Below are 20,547 nucleotides of genomic sequence, written 5' to 3' on the forward strand. Positions count from 1 at the left end.
TGGATGCGCATCCCCGGTCGTTAGAATTACCCTCGTCAGTATACCGAGACAACCTCAGGGCGGGGAATGATGATGTTCTCGCACTGCAAAGCTCTGAACAGGCTAAACGAAAAATGTACATATTTCATGTAACACGCGGACAAGCCGAGGAGCCTACAATGCGCGGTGTTTCGTCCATACGGAACGCATGAGCAGACGAGGGAATCAAGGAGGGATCATGACGAAAACGAAAGAGCATGCCGTTTCTCGCCGCACGTTCGTGAAAGGGTCGGCCCTAGCCGGATTGGGCGCGGCCGCGCTCGGCACGGGAACGCTGTTTGCGTGCTCGCCCCAATCGGAAAGCGCGGGCACCGAAGGAAGCGGCGCAACCGAGGCGGCCGACGAGCGCGTGGTATGGGGCCATTGCTCGGTCAACTGCGAAGGACGCTGCGCGCTGCGCCTGCACGTATCCAACGACGAAGTGACGTGGGTCGAAAGCGACAATACGGGCGACGACGTGTACGGCGACCATCAGATCCGCGCGTGCCTGCGCGGCCGCTCCATCCGCCGCTGGATCAACCACCCCGACCGCCTGAGCTATCCCATGAAGCGCGTCGGCAAGCGCGGCGAAGGCAAGTTTGAAGAGATCTCGTGGGATGAGGCCTACGACCTCATCGCCGAGAACTACCAGCGCATCCTCGACGAGTACGGTCCCGAGGCCATCTGGAACCACTACGCTTCGGGCGTGAACGCCAGCAACATCGGCTCGTTCCTCTCCCGTTTCATCAACATGAACGGCGGATGCCTCGGGCGCTACGGCAGCTACAGCTCCGCGCAGATTTCCGCGGCGCTGCCGTACCTGTACGGCAAGCGCGCCGCGAACTCGAACTCCGACATCGTGAACGCGAAGCTGGTCGTAATGTTCGGCGAGAACTCCGTCGAGACGAAGGCGGGCGGCGCCGGCCCCACCTACCATCTGGAGCAGGCGCTCGAGCAGGGCGGCGCGAAGGTCGTCGTCATCGACCCGCGTTACAGCGACACGGTTGCCACGCGCGCCGACCAGTGGGTCCCCATCCGTCCCGGCACCGACGCGGCGCTCGTGGACGCCATCGCGCACGTGTTGATCGAGGAAGACCTCGTGGACCACGATTTCCTGGCCACGTACTGCATCGGTTACGATGAGGATTCCATGCCCGAAAGCGCCCAGGGCCAGAACAAATCGTACCGGTCCTACATCATGGGCCAGGGCGAAGACGGGGTCGAGAAGACGCCGGAGTGGGCCGAGGGCATCACGGGCATCCCGGCCGACACCATCGTCGAGCTGGCCCGCGAGATCGGCACCGCCAAGCCGTGCGCCATCTACCAGGGCAAGGGCCCGCAGCGCCAGTCCAACGGCGAGCAGACCGCACGCGCCATCTGCATGCTGCCCGTCCTCACGGGCAACGTGGGCATCAGCGGCGGCAACACGGGCTCCGACCTTGACGGCTTCTACTTCTCGCCGTTCTCCGTTCCCTCTGACAAGAACCCGGTGGAGACGTCCATCGCGACGTTCACCTGGACCGACGCCATCGATCACGGCACCGAGATGACCAAGCTCGCCCACGGCGTGCGCGGCAAGGACAAGCTGGATGTGCCCATCAAGATGATCTTCAACTACGCCGGCAACACCATCACGAACCAGCACAGCGACATCAACCGCACGCACGAGATCCTGCAAGACGAGAGCAAATGCGAGTTCATCGTGGTGTGGGAGACGTTCATGACCGACTCAGCGAAGTACGCCGACGTGCTGCTGCCCGACCTCATGCCGGTGGAGCAGCCGAACTTCGTCTCCAACGACTACGCCGGCAACATGGGCTTCATCATAATGGGAGAGCCGGTGACGTCGCCGAAGTTCGAGCGCCGCACCCTCTACGCCGACCTGCGTGAGATCGCCAAGCGCATGGGCAACGAGGAGAAGTTCACGGAAGGACGCGACGAGGAGGCCTGGCTCAAGTACTGCTACGAAGAGGCCTGCAAGGAAGACGCCGACCTGCCCTCCTACGACGAGATGAAGCAGATGGGCGTGTACCGCCGCAAGGATCCGGACGGCCATCAGGTGGCGCTCAAGGACTTCCGCGACGATCCCGAGGCCAATCCGCTCAAGACACCGTCGGGCAAAATCGAGATCTACTCCGAGCAGCTGGCCGAGATCGCCGACACCTGGGAGTTGGCCGAAGGCGACATTATCCATCCTCTTCCCGTCTACACGCCGGGCGCCGAGGGCTGGGACGACCCGCTGCGCGAGACGTACCCGTTACAGATGCCGGGCTACCACTACAAGGCGCGCGCCCATTCATCCTACGGCTGCATTGACGTCCTCAAGCAGGCGAACCCGCAGGAGCTGTGGATGAACCCGCTCGATGCGACCGAGCGCGGCATCAAGGACGGCGACACGGTGCAGGTGTTCAACGACCGCGGAACGGTGGAGATCGTGGCGAAGGTCACGCCGCGCATCATGCCCGGCGTGGTGTCGATGGGCCAGGGCGCGTGGCACGACGCCGACATGTCCGGCAACAAGGTGGACAAGGGCGGCTGCATCAACACGCTCACCTCGCTTCGCCCCACGCCGCTGGCGAAGGCGAACCCGCAACACACCAATCTCGTCGAGGTCAAGAAGGCCTAAGGGGGTAGACCATGACTCAGTATGGATTTCATTTCGACGGCAAGCGCTGCACGGGTTGCAAAACGTGCGTCTTGGCCTGCAAGGATAACAAAGATCTGTCGCCCGAGCTGTCGTATCGCACGGTGTACGAGTACGGCGGCGGTTCGTGGAACCAGGTTGACGGGCTGTGGAGCAACGACGCGTTCAGCTATTATGTCTCCGTGGCGTGCAATCATTGCGACAGCCCGGCCTGCATGGCGAAGTGCCCGCAGGGGGCTATCTCGAAGGATCCCGACACCGGCATCGTGAACAACGATCCCGAGAAGTGCATCGGGTGCGGCACGTGCTCCATCACGTGCCCGTATAGCGCGCCGAAGGTGGATGAGGAAAAGAAGAAGGCGGTGCGCTGCGACCTGTGCGCCGACCGCGTGACGCAAGGCAAGCAGCCTATCTGCGTGGAAGCGTGCCCGCTGCGCGCGCTCGATTTCGGCGAGATTTCGGAGCTGCGGAAGAAGTACGGCGAGGTGGCGGCCGTGGCACCGCTGCCCAGCGCTGACGAGACGAAGCCGAACATCGTAATCACCGAACCGGTGAACGCGAAACCGGCTGGAGATACGACGGGATCGGTGCTCAACGAGCGCGAGATCGCGTAGAATCTTCTGAACGGAATCGAACGGGTGCCGCGCAGCTGGAACGCGCGGCACCCGAGGCGTCGCAAGGGGACGGGCGGCGCGTCGGCATGGCCGACGATCGGGGGAGGACGCGGTGGAGCAAGTCGGTTTCTACTTCAATGCGAAACGATGCACGGGCTGCAAGACGTGCATGCTCGCGTGCAAAGACTACCGCAATTTGGATGCTTCCGTGTCGTTTCGCCAGGTGTACGAGGTGGCAAGCGGCAGTTGGACACAAGACGAGCGCGGGTGCTGGACGCAAGACTGTTTTGCGTTCTACGTGTCGTCGGCGTGCAATCACTGCTCGAATCCTGCATGCATGGAGGTGTGCCCGACCGGCGCCATGGGCAAGAACGAGCAAGGACTCGTGAGCGTGGACGAGCATCGCTGCATCGGCTGCGGCTACTGCGCGCTGTCGTGCCCGTACCATGCGCCGAAGGTCGATCGCGGCGTGGGGCACAGCGTGAAGTGCGACGGGTGTCTCGACCGGGTGCGCGAAGGGCGCACCCCCGTCTGCGTGGAAGCGTGCCCGCTGCGCGCGCTCGACTTCGGACCGATCGCCGACTTACGGGCGCGTTACGGTTGGGCGGCCGACATGCCCCCGCTGCCCGACTCGTCGAAAACGGCTCCCAACCTGGTGCTGAACCTTCCCGTATGCCTTGAGGAACAGGCGGACCGGGTGCTTGCGGAAGGCTTGGTCCACAATGTACGCGAACTCGTGTGAGGGGAACAACTATGGATGCTCGAACCGATGAACGCCAGGCTCAGCTTGAGGCTATCGCGTTCGTGGGCGATACGCTCGCCCCGTTTTTCCTGCAAGACCCGGCAAAGGGCGACGCCGGCCCCGCCTTCGAGGCGATGGCCGCCCTCGACGCCGAGGCGGCCGCCGCCGAATGGCCCTTCGCCGACGAGGGGGAGGCGCGCGCCGCGCTCGGCCTCATGGCGGGCGGCCTTGCCGGCGGCTGCGGGGACGACGGCCTCGTGTGGGAGTACCGCCGCCTGTTCGTCGGCCCCGCGCCGAAGCCGGCCCCTCCCTGGGGCTCCGTGTACACCGACCGCGAGTGCGTCGTGTTCGGCGCGAGCACGCTCGAGCTGCGCCGCTGGATGCGCGAGCGCGGCATCGCGCGCCAGACGGACGACAAGGACCCCGAGGACCACATCGGCCTCATGCTCGCGCTCATGGCGTGGCTCGCGCGCGAGCGGCCTGCCGACCTGGACGCTTTCCTGCAGAAGCATCTGCTCACCTGGTCGTCGCACTTCCTCGACGAGCTCGCCGAGGCGGCCGCGCACCCGTTCTACGAAGGCCTCGCGCGCCTGACGAAGGCGTCGCTCGAAGGCATCCAGCAGGCGCGCGGGCTCGACGTGACCTATCCTCGCTTCTATCGGTAGGCGCATGCGATGACCGGGTTCGCCACCGCGTTCAACGAGATCACGCTCGTGCTGTTCACCACGCTGGCCCCATCGGGCGCGGTGGCGTACGCCATCATGGGCGCGGCGGCGCTGCGTGCGCGGGGCGACGAGCGCAAGCGGGTGAGCGGCGCGCTGCTCGTCCCCTTCCTCGTGACGCTCGTGGGGCTCGTGGCGTCGGCCACCCACCTGGGCAATCCCGACAACGCGTTGTACGTGTTCTCGCGCGTGGGCGCGAGCCCGCTGTCCAACGAGGTGTGCGCGGCCGTGCTGTTCTTGGGCGCGTCGGGCTCGCATTGGCTCTACCAGTTCGCCGAGCATGCGCGCCCGCGCGTGCAGAACGCGCTGCTGGGGGCTGCCATCGTCGCGTCGTTCGCATTCTTGGCCTCGGTGGCGTTCGCCTATGCCAGCAGAACGGTGATCACCTGGGACACGCCTTTCGTTCCCGTCGCACTGTGCCTGAACGCGCTGGTGGGCGGCCCGGTGCTGGCGCTCGCAGGCTTGCGGTTCTCGCGTTGGTCGCCGCTTGCGGGGCGTCCGGGCGGGGCGCTGCTTGCGCTTTCGCTGGCAGCCCTCGTGGCGAACGTGGCCGTGTACGCCGCCCAGGGCGCGAGCGTGCTGAGTATGCGGAACTACCTCGTATCGGTCGAACAGCTCGTGCCCGCCTACGGGGCGATGGTACTCGCTTTCTGCTTGCTAACGGCGGCGGGACTCGCAGTGGATGCAGCGGGGCTGCTGCGCGGGCGCGGCGTGTCGAAGGCGTCGGCTGCCACAGCGTCGGTGCTGGTGTTCGCCGGAATCTTCGTCATGCGATTCGCGTTCTACATGATGCACATGACCTACGGCATCAGCCTGTAACGTTGCAGGTATGGTACGCTGCTGGTAAAAGCATCTGGAGAAAAGGAACTTCGATGAGCACGCTGCAACCGACCACCACCGAGCGTCTTCGAGCGATGGGCGCCGCGATCGGACCGGATGTCATCGCGCTGAGGAGGCGTTTCCACCGCCATCCCGAGCTGAGCGGCAAGGAGCGATGGACGTCCGACGAGCTGTGTGCGCAGCTCGATGAACTGGGCATTCCGTACCAGCGCGTGGCGGGCACGGGCGTGGTAGCGTCCATTGCGGGCACCGCGTCGGGCGGTTGGCGAAAGTGCGTTGCGTTGCGGGCCGACATCGATGCGCTTCCCGTGACCGAGCAGACGGGCGCGCCCTACGCCTCCGCGTGCCCGGGTATCATGCATGCCTGCGGCCATGATTGCCACATGGCCATGATGTTGGGTGCCGCGCGCCTGCTGAACGACCTGCGCGACGAGCTGCGCGGCGAGGTGCGCGTGCTGTTCCAGCCGGCCGAGGAGATTTCCATCGGCTCCACCATGATGATGGACGCCGGCGCCCTCGACGGGGTGGACGCCATCTTCGGCGCGCATATCTGGAGCGAGCTCGACGCGGGCCTCGTCTCGTGCGAGCCGGGCCAGCGCATGGCGCACACCGACTGGTTCCGCATCGATATCGAAGGCGTGAGCGCGCACGGCTCCATGCCGCACAAGGGCGTGGACGCCATCGTGGTGGGCGCCGAGATGGTTACCGCGCTGCAGATCCTCGTGAGCCGCGACGTGTCGCCGTTCGAGCCGGTGGTGGTCACGGTGGGCGAGTTCCACGGCGGCGAGGCGCGCAACATCATGGCGGGGTCGGCCTACCTCACCGGCACGGTGCGCACGTGGAGCGACCGGCTGCGCGCCGAGGTGCCCGATCGCCTCGAGCGCATCGTGGGCAAGATCGCCCGCGCGTTTAATGCCGAGGCACGCTTCACGTTCGAGTCGGGCAACGCGGGTTTGGCGAACGACCCGGCCTGCGCCGAGCTGGCGCGTCGCGCCGTGGTGGAGGTGCTGGGCGAGGAAGCCGTCGGCTCGTATGAGGGCACGCTGTCGGGCGAGGACTTCAGCGAGTACTTGCGCCGAGTGCCGGGCGTGTTCGCGTTCATCGGCTGCCGCAATCCCGAGGTGGGCGCCGAGCATCCGCAGCACAGCTGCTACTACGAAGTGGACGAAAGCGTCCTGGTCAAAGGCAGCATGGTAGCCGCCCAATGGGCGCTGGACGCCCTGGCCGAGGAGTAGGGCGTGAATGCGGCAACTGTCTTCTATACCGTCGACGCTTTGCTCGGCTCGGCGGTGTTCGCGTTCGGCTTGTCGCGCGTGTTGCCTATGCGCTTTCCGTTGCTGTTCGGCATCGTGTTCGTGGGAACGGAAACGATGCTTAACGGCTTCGGTGCGGGTTTTGTGGACGTATGGGTTGGCGTCGCTCTGATTTTCGCCGTGCAATGCGCGCTCCCATTCTTCCTGTTTGAGGGAAGCGCGCCCGTGCGTGCAGTGACCGTGTTGGCGGCATTCGTGTGCGAGTCGTGCGCGATGCTCGTACTCTACGCCGTGTTCGCCCTGGTGACGGGCCAGGCTGTTCCCGAAAACGAGGGTGTGTACGTGCAGTTCGTTCTCGCGCACCTGTCTGCGTATGCGGTTTCTAGCGTAGTGAGCTGGCTCGTCCTTCTCCTGTTGCTGCGCTTTGTTTCGAGCGTTGCACGGCGCTTTGCAGGCATGGAGGGGAGCCGTCTTTCGTGGATATTCGCGGCGTTCGCGATGACCCACATCTTCCTGATGCTTGCGTTGGGCATTTCCATTGCCGCGGTTGATGCAAGTGCGCTGTCCCTATCGGTTGCGATTGCGGCGTGCGCCTTGTGTCTGGTGGCCGACATCCTGTTGTTCTCGTCGATGGACCGCGCGATGAGCGCTGAGAAGGATGGCGAGCGGGCGCGCATGCTTGACGCCGCCCTTGACGCGTGCCTCGCGCGCTGCGATGCGTTCGTCGTCGAGGTCGAGCAGACGGCGAAGATGCGCCACGACGTGCGCAACCAGGCGCATGCGGCCATGGCCCTCGCCGAGCGCGGCGAATTCTCGCGCGCTCGAGATCATATATCATCGTTTGTATCATGGTATGTATCGAAATGATCGGAAACTTGGCGGGGGGGGGGGCGTCATCGTATATAATCTCGTGAAGCGAAGCCCGCTTCGCCCTTCCTATCAGCCAAAAAAGACGTAAGCCGATGCCATGTACCAGGTTGTACTAGTAGAAGATGATGCCGCTCAAGCGGAGATCCTGTGCCGCATGGTCGGGCGTTCCCCGCGCGGCGGCGAGGTGGTCGTCGAACATATCTCCGACGCCGCATCTTTGGAGGCCCGCCTAGCGGAAGGCTCGCCCGTTGACGTCCTCATGATGGACATCGAGCTGGGATCGGAAGACGCGAACGGCATCGACCTGGTCAAGCGCCATTTCCCCGCCGGGTGCGGCACGCAGGTGATCTACGTCACCGGCTTCATCGAGTACTGCACGAGCGTGTATCGCACCGAGCACGTGTACTTCCTGGCAAAACCAGTTGCCCAGGACGACTTGGACGACGCGCTCGACCGTGCTTTCGAGCGGCTCACGGCGCGTGCGAACAAGCCGCTCAGCATTCGCTTCGGCGGCAAGGTGGTGCTGGTCGCGCCGGAGCAGATCGGCTATATCGAAAGCGATCGGCGCAAGGTCCGCATCCATGCGGGGACCGAAGATATCGAGGCGTACGCATCGTTGTCCGATCTCGCGGCCGAGCTGCCCGCTTCGTTCGTCCAATGTCACAAAAGCTTCCTCGTGAACATGGATCACGTCAAGGAGCTGAAAGGGGACAGCGTGATGCTCGCCTCGGGCGTGTCCGTCCCCGTCAGCCAAAAACGCCGCAAGCTCGTGCGCGAGGCAATTTTCGCGCACATCCAGTCCAAGCTGTAGGGGACGCGCTTCTGCATGCCCGATAGCCTTATCGACATCGCCGGGGTTCTGCCCGCTCAAATTGTCTTTGCTTATGCGTTGTCAAAGATGCTCGTCATTCGCAGTCTTCCCGTCTATTGGGTGTTGTACCTGGGGCTCGTATTGCTCGTGACAGGTTTGCGATCGCACATGGACTTCGGGTTCAGGCCAATCGCATCCGTGCTGATGTCGCTCACCTTCTTGGTCATGTCGAAGGGCAGCCTGGCGCGCAGAATATCGATCATCGTGTTGGCTCATCTGGTCATCTTCTTCGTGGAGCTGCCGGGCGGAGCGCTATGGATGACGATGACCGGCGCTCCTATTTCCGACTACGATGCGGTTCGACAGCATCCCGGAGCATTCTTCGCCACCCACGCTATTCACCTCGCACTTCTTGCCGTGCTGCTCGCGCTTCTCTGCGCGATCGTGCGCCGGTTCGACGATAAGGATCAGGAGCGCGGGCGCGTCGCGTGGCTTCCCGCGTTGTTCACGCTGTTGCAGCTCGTGCTGGTGAGCGCTATGTTGTTCTTGACGTTCGGCTTGATCGGCGAATCGATGCCGTATTATGTGGCGGGCACGCTGCTGTCCCTGCTGGGCCTCGTGGCCGACTTGCTGCTGATCGTCGCGATGAATCGTTACGATCAGAAACGGCGCGACGACGAGCGCGCGACGATGCTCGAGGCGCAGTTGGATCGGTACTTGGCGCAATATGGAGAATTCGTCGAAGGCGTCGAGCGTACGGTATGTCTGCGTCACGACCTGGGCAATCACGTCCAGGTGATTCTGGCGATGGCAGAGCGCGGAAGGTTTCAAGAAGCGCGCGAGCATCTCGTTTTGGTGCAGCGCCTGTGTTCGGGTTCCGATGAAGGCGAAGGGGTGGGCTCGTGATCGTGAGGGTCGCCGTTGCGGCGTGCGTGTTGCTGCTGATGTGCTCGATCATGGTAGTGCTTGCCCGTCGGTTGCGCGACGTGCCGCCGGCGCGCCTTTTGATCAACCTGCTGTTCCCCTTCAGCCAGCTGTGCATCGTGGTGTTCCTGTTCTACTACGCCATCGCCTACTTCTTGCCGCTTTGGATGTTCGTATTGATCGTGGTCGTAGGCACCCTGTGCGGCCCGGTCGACTTGCTGCTGTTCAGGGCGCTGGAAGAATCCGAAAAGCGCGAGCTTTCGCGCGAGCGCGTGCGCCTGCTCGAGGAGCAGCTGCAGGCGCAGGAGGAGTATCTGCAGCGGTTGTCCGCAGATATCGACGAGGCACGCCGCGTGCGCGAAGACGTCGCTTGTGAGCTTGCCGCGGTGGACGAGCTGCTGGAGCAACGCGAGGCCGAGGCGGCGTCGCAGGGGCTGTTGAAGGCGGTGGGCATCATGGATTCCGCGAGCAAGCGCTCGTGCGAGCATCTTGTGGTGGACGCGCTCGTTTCGATGAAGGCCGCCGTGTGCGAGGAGTCGGGCATCCGCCTTTCGCTCGACCTGGCGTTGGCCGACGACATCCCGCTGCCCAGCGTAGAGCTGTGCGCGGTGTTCTCGAACCTGCTGGACAATGCGACCAACGCGTGCGCGAAGGTTCCTGCGAGCGCGCGGTTCATCGAATTGAAGGCGCGCGTCGATTCCGGCTATCTCGTGGTGCGCATGCAGAACAGCTGCGCGCCGTCGGAGCCTGGCGTGCATCGCCGCGCAAGCTCGCGGTCGGGCCGTGGCGGGCGCCTGCCCGAGCACGGTTGGGGCCTCAGCATCCTCAAAACCCTCGCCGACCGCCACGACGGCAAGCTGGAAACCTCCCAAGAGGACGACGTGTACCGAACCACCGTGATTTTGAAGGTGGAAGCGAGCTAAAGGAGCAGCATGCGCATCATCGTATCTCCTGCTAAGAAGATGAACTGCGTCGACGACGCGTTTGGGTGGCGCGAGCTTCCCATGTTCGCGGACGAGGCGGCGCGGTTGGCCGACGCGGTGCGGGCGCTGTCGTACGACGAAGCGAAGGCGCTGTGGCAGTGCAGCGATGCGCTGGCCGAGCTCAACTACGAGCGCTTCCGCACGCTCGACGTGCATGCGGGCGCGCTGACGCCGGCGGTGCTCGCCTACGAGGGCATCCAGTACCAGCACGTGGCGCCGCAGGTGATGACGGCCGACCAGCTGGGCTACCTGCAGCAGCACCTCCGCATCCTCTCGGGTTTCTACGGTGTGCTGCGCCCGCTCGACGGCGTCGTGCCTTATCGCCTCGAGATGCAGGCCAAGCTCGCGGTGGACGGCGCGCGCACGCTGTACGAGTTCTGGGGCGATCGCCTGTATAGCGCACTCGCCGCAGAGACCGACGTCATCGTGAACCTCGCATCGGTGGAGTACGCGAAGGCCGTCGCGCCCCATGTCGCGGGCTCGTGCCGCATGATCACCTGCCTGTTCGGCACCGTCGACGCGCGCGGCCGCCTGGTGCAGCGCTCGACCGCCGCCAAAGCCGCCCGCGGGTCCATGGTGCGCTGGTGCGCCGAGCACGGCGTCGAGCGCCCCGATGACCTGCGTGCGTTCGACGTCGCCGGCTACGCGCTCGACGAGGAGCGTTCATCCGACGACTGTTTGGTGTTCGTACAGTAAGGTTTTCTCTCGTACATACTAATAAGTTATTATGATATAATGCTTAAAAAGAATCATGAAGGGGGTGCTCGTGCCGATCATTGCGATGTTCTATGGTATCGTCATTCGCATGTACTTTCAGCAAAGCGAGCACAACCCTCCCCATGTTCATGCGTTCTGCGACGCGTATGCTGCTGCTATCGGCATACGCGATGTTTCGATTATGGACGGATCATTGCCTCAAAGGGCATTCGGCCTGGTTCGCGATTGGATTCTCGTTCATCAAGTCGAATTGTTGGACATGTGGGAGACGCAGGAGTTTCGTCGGCTTGCCCCTCTGGCGTAACGAAAGGATCGTGAAGCAGTGTTCAGGAAGGTGACGGCGGTATACCCCCTGTATCGAATGACCTTGCTGGTGTGGTTTCAGGGCGGAGAAGCCAAGTTTTACGACGTGGAGCCGCTGACGAAAACCTGGAAAGCTTTCGAGGCCTTGCGAGATCCTCTGCTGTTCTCTCAAGTAAGGGTCGACGGTGGAGGCTACGGTATATCGTGGAACGACGATCTCGACCTTTCCGGAAACGAGTTGTATGAGAACGGGAAGGGGGCCGAAGTCGAGGAGAACGAGCGGAACAGAGTGATCGAGGAGGTTTCATCTGCGCGGAAAGCCAGCGGACTGTCCCAAAGCCAGCTTGAAGAAGCGGCAGGGGTGCGGCAGCCCGTTATAGCACGGCTCGAAAAAGGCGATACGGCCCCGCGCCTCGACACGCTTATCAAGGTGCTCGCCCCTCTGGGAAAAACGCTTCGCGTGGTGGATTTGGCTGAAACGGCAGACGAGAGCGGATTGTTGAAGACGGCGCTGGCGGATTCACGATAGGGCACCGATCGCTTCTCCCAGATCGTCCGCAAATTCTTCATCTCGCACTTCGCGTTTCGGCCAATATCACTATAATGGGAACATTCGCGAACAAAAGGCCCTCCGCGCGGACGCGCGCGGGCGGGCGACGGCCTGACGAGGATACGCCCATGACCATGAAACCGTACAACCCGCACGAGATCGAGCCCCGTTGGCAGCAGGAGTGGGCCGACATCGACCTGTATAAAGTAACCGAGGATGCTTCGAAGCCGAAGAAGTACGTGCTCGAGATGTTCCCGTATCCTTCGGGCGACATCCACATGGGCCACGTGCGCAACTACACCATCGGCGACGTCACGGCGCGCTACTACAAGATGCGCGGCTTCGACGTGCTGCATCCCATGGGCTGGGACGCGTTCGGCCTGCCGGCCGAGAACGCGGCCATCAAGCACAACAGCCATCCGGCGAAGTGGACCTACGCCAACATCGACACGCAGAAGGCCAGCTTCAAGCGCATGGGCTTCTCGTACGACTGGGACCGCACCGTGGTGGCGTGCGACCCCGAATACTACCGCTGGGGCCAGTGGATCTTCCTGCAGTTCTGGAAGCGCGGCCTGGTGGAGCGCCGCAACAGCCCGGTGAACTGGTGCCCCAACTGCCAGACTGTGCTGGCGAACGAGCAGGTCACCGAGGGCCAGTGCTGGCGCTGCCACGGCGCGGTGGAGAAGCGAGACCTCACGCAGTGGTACTTCAAGATCACCGACTACGCCCAGGAACTGCTCGACGACCTCGATCAGCTGGACGGCTGGCCCGAGCGCGTCAAGCAGATGCAGGCGAACTGGATCGGCCGCTCCGAAGGTGCCGAGATCGACTTCGTGCTGTGCGGGCCCGACGGCGAAGCTCCGGCCGAACCCACCGAGGCAGACACCATCACCGTGTTCACCACGCGTCCCGACACCCTGTTCGGCTGCTCGTTCTTCCTGCTGGCGCCCGAGTACCAGGGCCTCATGGAGCTGGTCGAGGGCACCGAGTACGAGGCCGGCGTGCGCGAGGTGGTGGAGCAGGCCGCCAAGGTGAGCGCCGTCGAGCGCGCCCAGGGCGACCGCGAGAAGCATGGCGCGTTCACCGGCCGTTACATGGTGAACCCCGTCAACGGCGAGAAGGTGCCCGTGTGGGTGGCCGACTACATCGTCAGCGACTACGGCACCGGCGCGGTCATGGCCGTGCCGTGCGGCGACCAGCGCGACTTCGAGTTCGCGCGCAAGTACGACCTGCCTATCATCCCCATCATTCTGGGCGAGGATGATCCGCTGTATCCCCAGCTCAACGGTGTGCAGGAACGCGTGGTGACGTCGGTGGACTGGGAAGCGGCCTACGACGCCGAGGGCGTGCTCGTGCAGTCCGGGAAGTACACCGGCATGACGGGCGGCAAGCACAGCCCGGCCGTGGACGCCATCATCGACGACCTCGCCGCCGAGGGCAAGGGCAAGAAGACCGTGCAGTTCCGTCTGCGCGACTGGCTGATCAGCCGCCAGCGCTACTGGGGCAATCCCATCCCGGCCGTCCATTGCCCGACGTGCGGGCTCGTTCCCGTGCCCGAAAGCGACCTGCCCGTGCGCCTGCCCGAGGACATCGACCTCGCTGCGGGCGAGACGCTGGCCACGCACGAGGCGTTCGTGAACACGACGTGCCCGACGTGCGGCGGCCCGGCGAAGCGCGAGACGGACACGATGGACACGTTCACGTGCTCGAGCTGGTACTACCTGCGCTACACCGATCCGCACAACAAGGAGCTGCCGTTCGCGCCCGAGAAGGCGAACCGCTGGATGCCCGTCGACCAGTACATCGGCGGCATCGAGCACGCCATCCTGCACCTGCTGTACAGCCGCTTCTACACGAAGGTGCTGCGCGACCTGGGAATGCTCGAGTTCGACGAGCCGTTCGCGAACCTGCTGTGCCAGGGCATGGTGAAGGACGAGCACGGCGAGACGATGTCGAAGTCGAAGGGCAACGTCATCGCCCCCGAGGACATGATCGCCGAGTACGGCGCCGACGCCGTGCGCGCCTACATCCTGTTCATGGCCCCGCCCGACAAGGATCTGCTGTGGGACGAGGGCGGCCTGGCCGGCATATACAAGTTCATGAACCGCGCGTGGCGCATCGTGAACGACCTCGTGGGCAAGGCCGACGACGAGTCGCTCTACCAGCCCGGCGCGAGCGAGGCCGAAGGCGTCGAGGCCCTGCAAAAGCTCAACCGCGAGCGTCATCGCGTGGTGGGCAAGGTCATCGACGACTTCGATCGCAACAACTTCAACACGGCCATCGCCGCCATCATGGAGCTGACGAACGCGGCGAGCGACTACTTGCGCAAGTGCTCGCCCGAGGAACGCGCGGCGTGCGAGGGCTCCCGCGCCATCGACGCCGACGTGGCCGAGGTCATCGTGAAGCTCATGGCGCCCATCGCGCCGCACTGGGCCGAGGAGCTGTGGAGCGCCGTGCTGGGCAACGACGGCTCCGTGCACACGCAGCCGTGGCCCGCGTTCGATCCCGAGCAGGCCAAGGCCGACGAGGTCGAGCTGGCCGTGCAGGTGAACGGCAAGGTGAAGGCCAAGATCACCGTTGCCGCCGACGCGCCGGAGGACGACGTGAAGGCCGCCGGCCTCGCCGCCGTCGAGGCGGCGCTCGCGGGCAAGGACGTCAAGAAGGTCGTCGTGGTGCCCGGTCGCCTGGTGAACATCGTCGCGAAGTAGGTCCGTGCGACAAGCTGCTAGTTGCAGGGCGGTCCGGTTGTCCGGACCGCCCTAATTTTTGCGGAGCGACTTCTCGGGTTTCTCCCTATAAAGACAGTGCGTTCGTCATTTTTAGGGTTGACGGATACGAGTCTCCTCGTCATACTTATCCGAATCATTAGATTTGCTACAAAAGCAATAGGAATTTAGGGAGGACGGGACATGGCTCAGATATCCGCAGATCAAGCTCATGCGAAGAGTTCGCGCCGGATGCCCGATGCCTCCGTTATAGCTGGGGGGGGGGGTATCTTACTTCCCCAGCATCTCGATGCATAGCTTCTAACCGTTCGATCTCCTCCGGTCGACAGAACATGTCAGCGGGGGGGGGGGCTTCACCGTGCTATGAGTGCGACGGCTTAACCGGGCTCGAAACGCGCGCTGGTTTTCTCGCGCATGTGGACGAGCTCGTCTCGGCGCATCCGCGCATCCGTTACGTTCTCGTATGCGTCGACGTCGATAGGTTCTGCGCGTACAACGCGCGTTTCGGCTACGACGCCGGCGACACCCTGCTCGTGTTGCTCAGCGACGCTCTTTCCCGCTTGCTGAGCCCCGAAAGCGCGGCGGCGCGCCTGTACGCGGACCGCTTCGCCCTGCTCGTTCCCCGAGAGCTTCTGGACGAGGCCGTGTTCCTCGCCCGTTTTTCGTATCGTCCCGAAGGCGCGTTCTGCAGCGTCCGGTCGGGCGTGTACGAAGTCGAGGGCCATGACCTCGACGCGGCCGGCATGCTCGACAATGCGCTGCTCGCCCTTCGGGCGGCGAAGCACGGCGCAGGCGAGAGCCGGGTGCGCACCTATCGTGCCGAGCTGCGCGACGAGGCGTACTTCTTCCAGGACATCGTCCGCGAGTTCGCTCCCTCCTTGCGCGAGGGCTTGATCAGCCCGCGGTTCCAGCCGATCGTATCGTGTCCGGACAACCGCTTGGCGGGGGTGGAGATCCTCGCGCGCTGGAATCGCGTCACGGGTAGTTATCCAAGTCCTGCCCGGTTCGTGCCCGTGCTCGAGGAAACCGGGTTCATCGTCGAGCTCGACATGCACATGATCGTGCGCGCGCTCGTTCATCTGCGGGAATGGATCGATGCGGGGCTGAAGGCGGTCCCCGTGTCGGTCAATGTGTCCCGCCTCTCCCTCCGCGTGCCGGACCTGCTGCGCAGGATCGAGGCTTTGCTGCGCGCATACCGCCTCCCGTCGCGCTTGCTCAGATTGGAAGTGTCCGAACGGGCGTGGAGCATCGACAGCGCGCAGCTCAAAGCGTCGCTTGCGGAATTGCGCGACGCCGGTCTCTCCGTTGCGGTCGACGATTTCGGCGCGGGATCGACGTCGCTCGAGTCTTTGGCGGGCTCTCCCGTCGATGTCGTCAAGATCGACAAAGTGTTTCTGCGCACGCAGATGTCCGAGCGCGACGGGGCAGTCATCAGGTCCCTCGTGCAGCTGGCCCATGATCTGGGTCTGGCCGTCACCGTCGAGGGCGTTGAAACCGAGGAGCAGGCCGCGTTCCTCAGGGATGTGGGAGTCGATTGCGCGCAAGGGTTCCTGTACGCGCCCCCGCTCGATAGGGCTTCGTTCGAGGAGCGCCTGGCCGGGGGGGGGGGCTGAATGCGAAAAGGGCTCCGCGCACGAAGCACGCTGACCTCGATGCTTGTCGAGAAAAACCGGATGAGCATGAAACGCGAGAGGTGCCGGGAGTCCACGAATGAAAAGGATGCTAAGAGGTTCTTGTATGGTCAAAACCCAGAAAAGAGGAAACGGCGTTCGCCGAACGATCAAGCGCATCAAGCGAAGCACGCAGGCATGTCTGGGCGTTCTGTGCGCGACGTTGCTGCTGGTCGCAGCGCTCCCGACGGCTTCCGATGCCGTTGGAGAGGAAACGCAAGCGGGCTCTGACCAGCAGAACCCCGCTCCCATCGCGGCGCCGATGGAGTACGGCGAAGGGGTTTCGGCGGACGAGCCGTCGACTCCGCCTGCGCCCGATGCCGAGCCCGAAACGCTTGTGGAGGCCGACCTTCCTGCTCAGGGCGAAGAAGCTGAGATTCCGGATAAGGATGAGAATGCGAGAAGCGATGAGAGCATCGTCGACGTTGTCGACGAAGGTGCGCAAGGCGGTTCCGAAGCGCTCGATTCCAGCTCTACGCAAGAGGCGGACTCGTATGAAACGGAACCCTCGACTCCTCAAGCGGTGGTGCCGAATGCGCTGGCGGCTGCGCCTTTGGCAGCCGACCCTCCGGGATTCTCGTGGACCTTCGCCGGCATCGATGACGACACCTGCAAGATAACCGGCTACACTGGCGGAACCATCACGTCGGGCACGGTGCACGTGCCCGCGACGAATCCGGCTACCAACAAGAAGGTCGTCGCGATCGAGGGAGGGTACACCAAGTACCAGAACCTGAAGTGCGGCATCGACTTCTCCCAAGCGGTCAATCTGGAGCGCATCGAGACGCAGGCATTCGCGGGCTCGGGATTGACAGGCGCGCTCGATTTCTCGAAATGTGCGAAGCTCACGGCCATAGGATCGTATGCCTTCAAGGACGCATCGGGAGTGACGGGCGTGGTCCTCCCCCCGAACCTTAGGTCGATCGGAAACTATGCGTTCATGGGTGACGGGGGGATAGGGGGGTCGCTCTCCCTTCCTAAAACGCTGGGCGATCTTGGGTTGCAGGCGTTTGACGGATGCAAGTTCACGTCGCTCGACATCCCGTCCGACACTGCCCTCAGCTCGATCCCGAGCAGGGCGTTCGCAGATAACAGGATAGCGGGTCCTCTCGTGTTCCCTGCGAGCATAAACACCGTGGGATCCTCTGCCTTCGTCAACAGCCGGATAACCGCCGTTACGTTTCAGGCGGGCTCTGTCTCCCTGGGCAGCAGCGCGTTTCAGAACAACCTCATAGCGAACGATCCCATAAGCGGGAAGGTGTTCTCCACCCTTGGGGCGTACGCGTTCGCGGGCAACAGGCTGTCGGGCGAGATATCGTTCGCCAAGAATACCACTCAGATACCTGCGGCAGGCATCATTGCGGACAACCCCGGGGTGACGAAGGTCGTTCTTTCCCAAAGCTGGATCGTCGTCCCCGACGAGATGTTCAAGGGCCTCACGAGCCTGATAGACGTTTCCGTGCCCGAGGGCAATACGCTTCACCGCGTCGGAAACCGAGCTTTCCAGGGTTGCACCAGCCTCAGATCCTTCAATTTCAACAACGCTCCCTTGTTGGATAGCATAAGTAACGGGAACGCCATCGGGCAGCAGGCGTTTCAGGGCTGCTCCTCGCTCGAAACCGTGTACGTGGGAACCGGTGTCTTCGGATCCTCTTCAGTGATCACCATCACGTTGAGCGCATCCGCCTTCAAGGACTGCACCTCGCTCTCGTACATCGATATCCCGGAACCGACGAGCGGGGTGACGAAGCTCAACGTCAAGATCGGCGACAAGGCGTTCATGAACACGAACCTCGGCGCGTTTCCGAACCCCCTCGATCCGAGCAAGCCCCTGGGCTACCTCCCCCTCGACCGCCGTACGGTGATTTCGATTGGCGCTTCTGCATTCGAGAACGCTCAGCTGAGCGGCGTCAAGCTGCCCGACTCGCTGCAATCGGTAGGCGCTCGGGCCTTCGCGGGCAACCACATGGCCGGTCTTGAACTGCCGCGCAATGCGAACCTCGACAAGCCGGGAAGCGTCGGCGCAGACATCTTGGCCGGTCAAACGGTGGACGAGCCCGCCGTCTGGGGCGACTCGGCCGCGGGCGGGCCGGGCAAGGCCGATATCATCCTCGAGGCGCTCCATGCGCTAGGGTTGGTGCACGACCGGGTGGACGCGGTCGGGCTGAACGTACCGGGCGTCGGCTCGAACGTTCAGCCCGACAACGTCGCTACGTGGAAGCAGGATCATGTGGCGACGTACGATAAGGCCCTCGTCGAGACGGCGGGCTCCACGTTCACGTACGGCTACGAGATATGGCGCACGGGAGGCTCGGGGCCGCTCTCGCACGGTACGGTGACGCTGCAATCGGTGGACAAAGGCGTGCCGTTCGAGTTCAACTACTACGGCGACGAGGGCTTCTCCGATTTGATCGGCACGCACGTCCAATGGGTGGGCGTAGGGCACACCCCCGTCGAAGAGATGCACGGGATCGCGAACTTCGGCCTGAACAAACCTGGGTACCGCACGCAGCCGGGTGCCTATGACGCCGCGGCGAACGCAGGGTGGAGAACCGGCCCCGGGCCGGGCGGGACGGGTTCGCCGGTGGATCCCGAGACCGTGACGGCCGTGGACGGCGACAAGCCCGAGTTCTACAACCGGTGGATCGCGAACTCCTACGACGTCGAGTTCGACGACAACTGGGAGTTCATGGTCGCACAGGACCCGAAGCTCGGCAAGGCCGGCCCGGAGGGCGCAACCGTGCCTGACGAGGCTTGGGTCTCCGGTACGACGACCGGCCTTGCGGGCCTGACGTACGGCCGGCCCGCAGCGCTTCCCGAGAACGGGTTCGCCATGGGCGGTTACGCGTTCGTCGGCTGGGCGACCTCGCCCGACCTGCCCGAGGGCGACCGCACGGAGGGGTCGAACTTCTTCTCCCCGGGCGCTTCGATCGCCACGCCCGATCCTGCGCCTGTCGAGGGCGGCACGGTGACGCTCTACGCGCAGTGGAAGGCCGTAGACTTGGGAGCCGACGACCCTGCGCTGCTTGGATTCCTCTCGATCCCCCAGCACATCTCGCTGGAGCCTTCCGGCAACAGGCTCTACTCCGAGCCGACTTCGCCGGATGGCGGTCCGGACGATCACGCGGTGACCGTTTCGGCCGAGGCGGAAGCCCCCGGTGCGACGTGGCCTTCCGACCAGGTGTACCAGGTGTCGGTGACGCGCCCGTCTGCGGATGCGCCCCTGCTCGCGCTCTCGGGCGATGGAGATGCCAAGGTGATCGAGGTGCAGACGCTTGATGGAGGCGTGTACGATCCCGGGGTCAACGATGCCGACAACCCGGGCGCGGTTCCGTCACCGCTCATGACGATCGATCCGAGCGACGGGGCGAAGAAAGCGGGATCTTTCATGCTGGCAAGCATCGACCCGGTCAGCGTGTTCAAGCCGAACGTCCGCTATGCGGGCACGATGACGTTCCGCGTCGACATCGTGCAGAAGGGGGTGACCCCATGACGCGTTCGTCGGCTCGAAAACTGGTGTGCGGAGGGCTTCTCGTGTTCTGCTTGCTGTGCGCGTTGCCTGCGGCGATGCCGGCGACTGCCTGGGCCGACGAGCGCTCGGGAAGCGCCATCGTCGAATACTCGCCTCAGACCTGGCCCTTCGCCGTAACCGCGAGCGGACGGGGCCAGCTCGAGCTGGTCGGCGTTCGTTCCGTGCAGGATGCCGGGGCGGGGCAGCGCTCTTCGCAAGCACCGTCGCCCCTCGTCGTCGTGCGCGATGGAACGGTCGAGGTCGAAGTATCTCGGGGCCAGCTCCTTGATTTTCGCATAGTGCCCGATGAAGGATCCTTCGTCGCATCCGTGCTTGTGGACGGCGAGGACGTTTCAGGTGCGATCAGCGGGGAAGGACTGCTGACGCTGGCGGCGGAGGATGCGCAGGTCGACATCGAGGTGGCGTTCGGCACGGCGCCTCTCGCGGAGGGCGGCGGTACCGATGCGTCCGGCGGGATCTGGCACAGCTTGACGCGGACGGGCGATGGCCTCTGGATCGGCGTAAGCGCCCTGGTCCTGGTAGCGCTCTGCGCATGGTGCGCCACGCGATGCGCCAACCGCTTCCGGTTCCGCGCCGACGACGCAAACAAGGTTCAACCGCACGAGAGTGCGTGAACATAGAAGCAAGG

17 protein-coding genes are annotated in these 20,547 nt (G+C 64.0%); all 17 read left to right on the forward strand.

Going from position 1 to position 20,547, the window contains the following annotated elements:
- Positions 1–217: 217 nt before the first annotated feature.
- Positions 218–2,644: a DMSO/selenate family reductase complex A subunit gene (locus C1A15_RS04680; protein ID WP_101721482.1), complete on the forward strand. Its 2,427-nt coding sequence runs from the start codon at positions 218–220 to the stop codon at positions 2,642–2,644.
- An 11-nt stretch (positions 2,645–2,655) separates the two neighbouring features.
- Complete coding sequence (locus C1A15_RS04685) at positions 2,656–3,276, forward strand: DMSO/selenate family reductase complex B subunit (protein ID WP_101721483.1); 621 nt, start codon at positions 2,656–2,658, stop codon at positions 3,274–3,276.
- A 112-nt stretch (positions 3,277–3,388) separates the two neighbouring features.
- Positions 3,389–4,018, forward strand: a complete 630-nt coding sequence (locus tag C1A15_RS04690; protein ID WP_101721484.1) for a DMSO/selenate family reductase complex B subunit — start codon at positions 3,389–3,391, stop codon at positions 4,016–4,018.
- Between the two features lie 11 nt (positions 4,019–4,029).
- A complete protein-coding gene (gene dmsD / locus C1A15_RS04695) occupies positions 4,030–4,683 on the forward strand; it encodes a Tat proofreading chaperone DmsD (protein WP_101721485.1) in 654 nt (217 codons plus the stop codon).
- A gap of 9 nt (positions 4,684–4,692) precedes the next feature.
- Positions 4,693–5,559, forward strand: coding sequence for a dimethyl sulfoxide reductase anchor subunit family protein (locus tag C1A15_RS04700; RefSeq protein ID WP_101721486.1), 867 nt, complete (start codon positions 4,693–4,695; stop codon positions 5,557–5,559).
- A gap of 53 nt (positions 5,560–5,612) precedes the next feature.
- The gene (locus tag C1A15_RS04705; protein WP_101721487.1) at positions 5,613–6,815 is read left to right on the forward strand and encodes an amidohydrolase; all 1,203 of its coding nucleotides are present in this window, start codon (positions 5,613–5,615) and stop codon (positions 6,813–6,815) included.
- A 3-nt stretch (positions 6,816–6,818) separates the two neighbouring features.
- Positions 6,819–7,700, forward strand: a complete 882-nt coding sequence (locus tag C1A15_RS04710; protein ID WP_101721488.1) for a hypothetical protein — start codon at positions 6,819–6,821, stop codon at positions 7,698–7,700.
- A 100-nt stretch (positions 7,701–7,800) separates the two neighbouring features.
- Positions 7,801–8,514 carry a LytR/AlgR family response regulator transcription factor gene (locus C1A15_RS04715; protein WP_101721489.1) on the forward strand — a complete coding sequence of 238 codons (714 nt, stop codon included), beginning with the start codon at positions 7,801–7,803 and terminating at the stop codon, positions 8,512–8,514.
- A 15-nt stretch (positions 8,515–8,529) separates the two neighbouring features.
- A complete protein-coding gene (locus C1A15_RS04720) occupies positions 8,530–9,420 on the forward strand; it encodes a hypothetical protein (RefSeq protein ID WP_101721490.1) in 891 nt (296 codons plus the stop codon).
- A complete protein-coding gene (locus C1A15_RS04725; protein WP_101721491.1) occupies positions 9,417–10,361 on the forward strand; it encodes a sensor histidine kinase in 945 nt (314 codons plus the stop codon). The genes C1A15_RS04720 and C1A15_RS04725 overlap by 4 nt, the downstream gene beginning before the upstream one ends.
- A gap of 9 nt (positions 10,362–10,370) precedes the next feature.
- Entirely contained in the window at positions 10,371–11,117 is a 747-nt protein-coding gene (gene yaaA / locus C1A15_RS04730; RefSeq protein WP_101721492.1) for a peroxide stress protein YaaA, read from the forward strand.
- Between the two features lie 55 nt (positions 11,118–11,172).
- Positions 11,173–11,442 carry a DUF4160 domain-containing protein gene (locus C1A15_RS04735; protein WP_219618177.1) on the forward strand — a complete coding sequence of 90 codons (270 nt, stop codon included), beginning with the start codon at positions 11,173–11,175 and terminating at the stop codon, positions 11,440–11,442.
- A gap of 18 nt (positions 11,443–11,460) precedes the next feature.
- A complete protein-coding gene (locus C1A15_RS17110) occupies positions 11,461–11,970 on the forward strand; it encodes a helix-turn-helix domain-containing protein (protein ID WP_219618178.1) in 510 nt (169 codons plus the stop codon).
- Positions 11,971–12,125: 155 nt separating this feature from the next.
- Positions 12,126–14,699, forward strand: coding sequence for a leucine--tRNA ligase (leuS, locus tag C1A15_RS04745; RefSeq protein ID WP_101723701.1), 2,574 nt, complete (start codon positions 12,126–12,128; stop codon positions 14,697–14,699).
- Positions 14,700–15,049: 350 nt separating this feature from the next.
- Positions 15,050–16,330, forward strand: a complete 1,281-nt coding sequence (locus tag C1A15_RS04750; RefSeq protein WP_101721493.1) for an EAL domain-containing protein — start codon at positions 15,050–15,052, stop codon at positions 16,328–16,330.
- Between the two features lie 124 nt (positions 16,331–16,454).
- Positions 16,455–19,880, forward strand: coding sequence for a leucine-rich repeat domain-containing protein (locus tag C1A15_RS04755; protein ID WP_180952997.1), 3,426 nt, complete (start codon positions 16,455–16,457; stop codon positions 19,878–19,880).
- A complete protein-coding gene (locus C1A15_RS04760) occupies positions 19,877–20,533 on the forward strand; it encodes a hypothetical protein (protein ID WP_101721495.1) in 657 nt (218 codons plus the stop codon). Before C1A15_RS04755 ends, C1A15_RS04760 begins: the two co-directional genes overlap by 4 nt.
- Positions 20,534–20,547: the final 14 nt, after the last annotated feature.

It is taken from the genome of Eggerthella timonensis (assembly GCF_900184265.1).
Taxonomy (GTDB): domain Bacteria; phylum Actinomycetota; class Coriobacteriia; order Coriobacteriales; family Eggerthellaceae; genus Eggerthella; species Eggerthella timonensis.

Excerpts from the sequence above, each read along its gene's own strand:
- C1A15_RS04680 (WP_101721482.1), top strand. The coding sequence starts at position 218 with ATGACGAAAACGAAAGAGCATGCCGTTTCTCGCCGCACGTTCGTGAAA.
- C1A15_RS04685 (WP_101721483.1), top strand. The coding sequence starts at position 2,656 with ATGACTCAGTATGGATTTCATTTCGACGGCAAGCGCTGCACGGGTTGC.
- dmsD (WP_101721485.1), top strand. The coding sequence starts at position 4,030 with ATGGATGCTCGAACCGATGAACGCCAGGCTCAGCTTGAGGCTATCGCG.
- C1A15_RS04700 (WP_101721486.1), top strand. The coding sequence starts at position 4,693 with ATGACCGGGTTCGCCACCGCGTTCAACGAGATCACGCTCGTGCTGTTC.
- C1A15_RS04705 (WP_101721487.1), top strand. The coding sequence starts at position 5,613 with ATGAGCACGCTGCAACCGACCACCACCGAGCGTCTTCGAGCGATGGGC.
- C1A15_RS04715 (WP_101721489.1), top strand. The coding sequence starts at position 7,801 with ATGTACCAGGTTGTACTAGTAGAAGATGATGCCGCTCAAGCGGAGATC.
- C1A15_RS04720 (WP_101721490.1), top strand. The coding sequence starts at position 8,530 with ATGCCCGATAGCCTTATCGACATCGCCGGGGTTCTGCCCGCTCAAATT.
- yaaA (WP_101721492.1), top strand. The coding sequence starts at position 10,371 with ATGCGCATCATCGTATCTCCTGCTAAGAAGATGAACTGCGTCGACGAC.
- C1A15_RS04735 (WP_219618177.1), top strand. The coding sequence starts at position 11,173 with ATGAAGGGGGTGCTCGTGCCGATCATTGCGATGTTCTATGGTATCGTC.
- leuS (WP_101723701.1), top strand. The coding sequence starts at position 12,126 with ATGAAACCGTACAACCCGCACGAGATCGAGCCCCGTTGGCAGCAGGAG.
- C1A15_RS04750 (WP_101721493.1), top strand. The coding sequence starts at position 15,050 with ATGTCAGCGGGGGGGGGGGCTTCACCGTGCTATGAGTGCGACGGCTTA.
- C1A15_RS04755 (WP_180952997.1), top strand. The coding sequence starts at position 16,455 with ATGGTCAAAACCCAGAAAAGAGGAAACGGCGTTCGCCGAACGATCAAG.
- C1A15_RS04760 (WP_101721495.1), top strand. The coding sequence starts at position 19,877 with ATGACGCGTTCGTCGGCTCGAAAACTGGTGTGCGGAGGGCTTCTCGTG.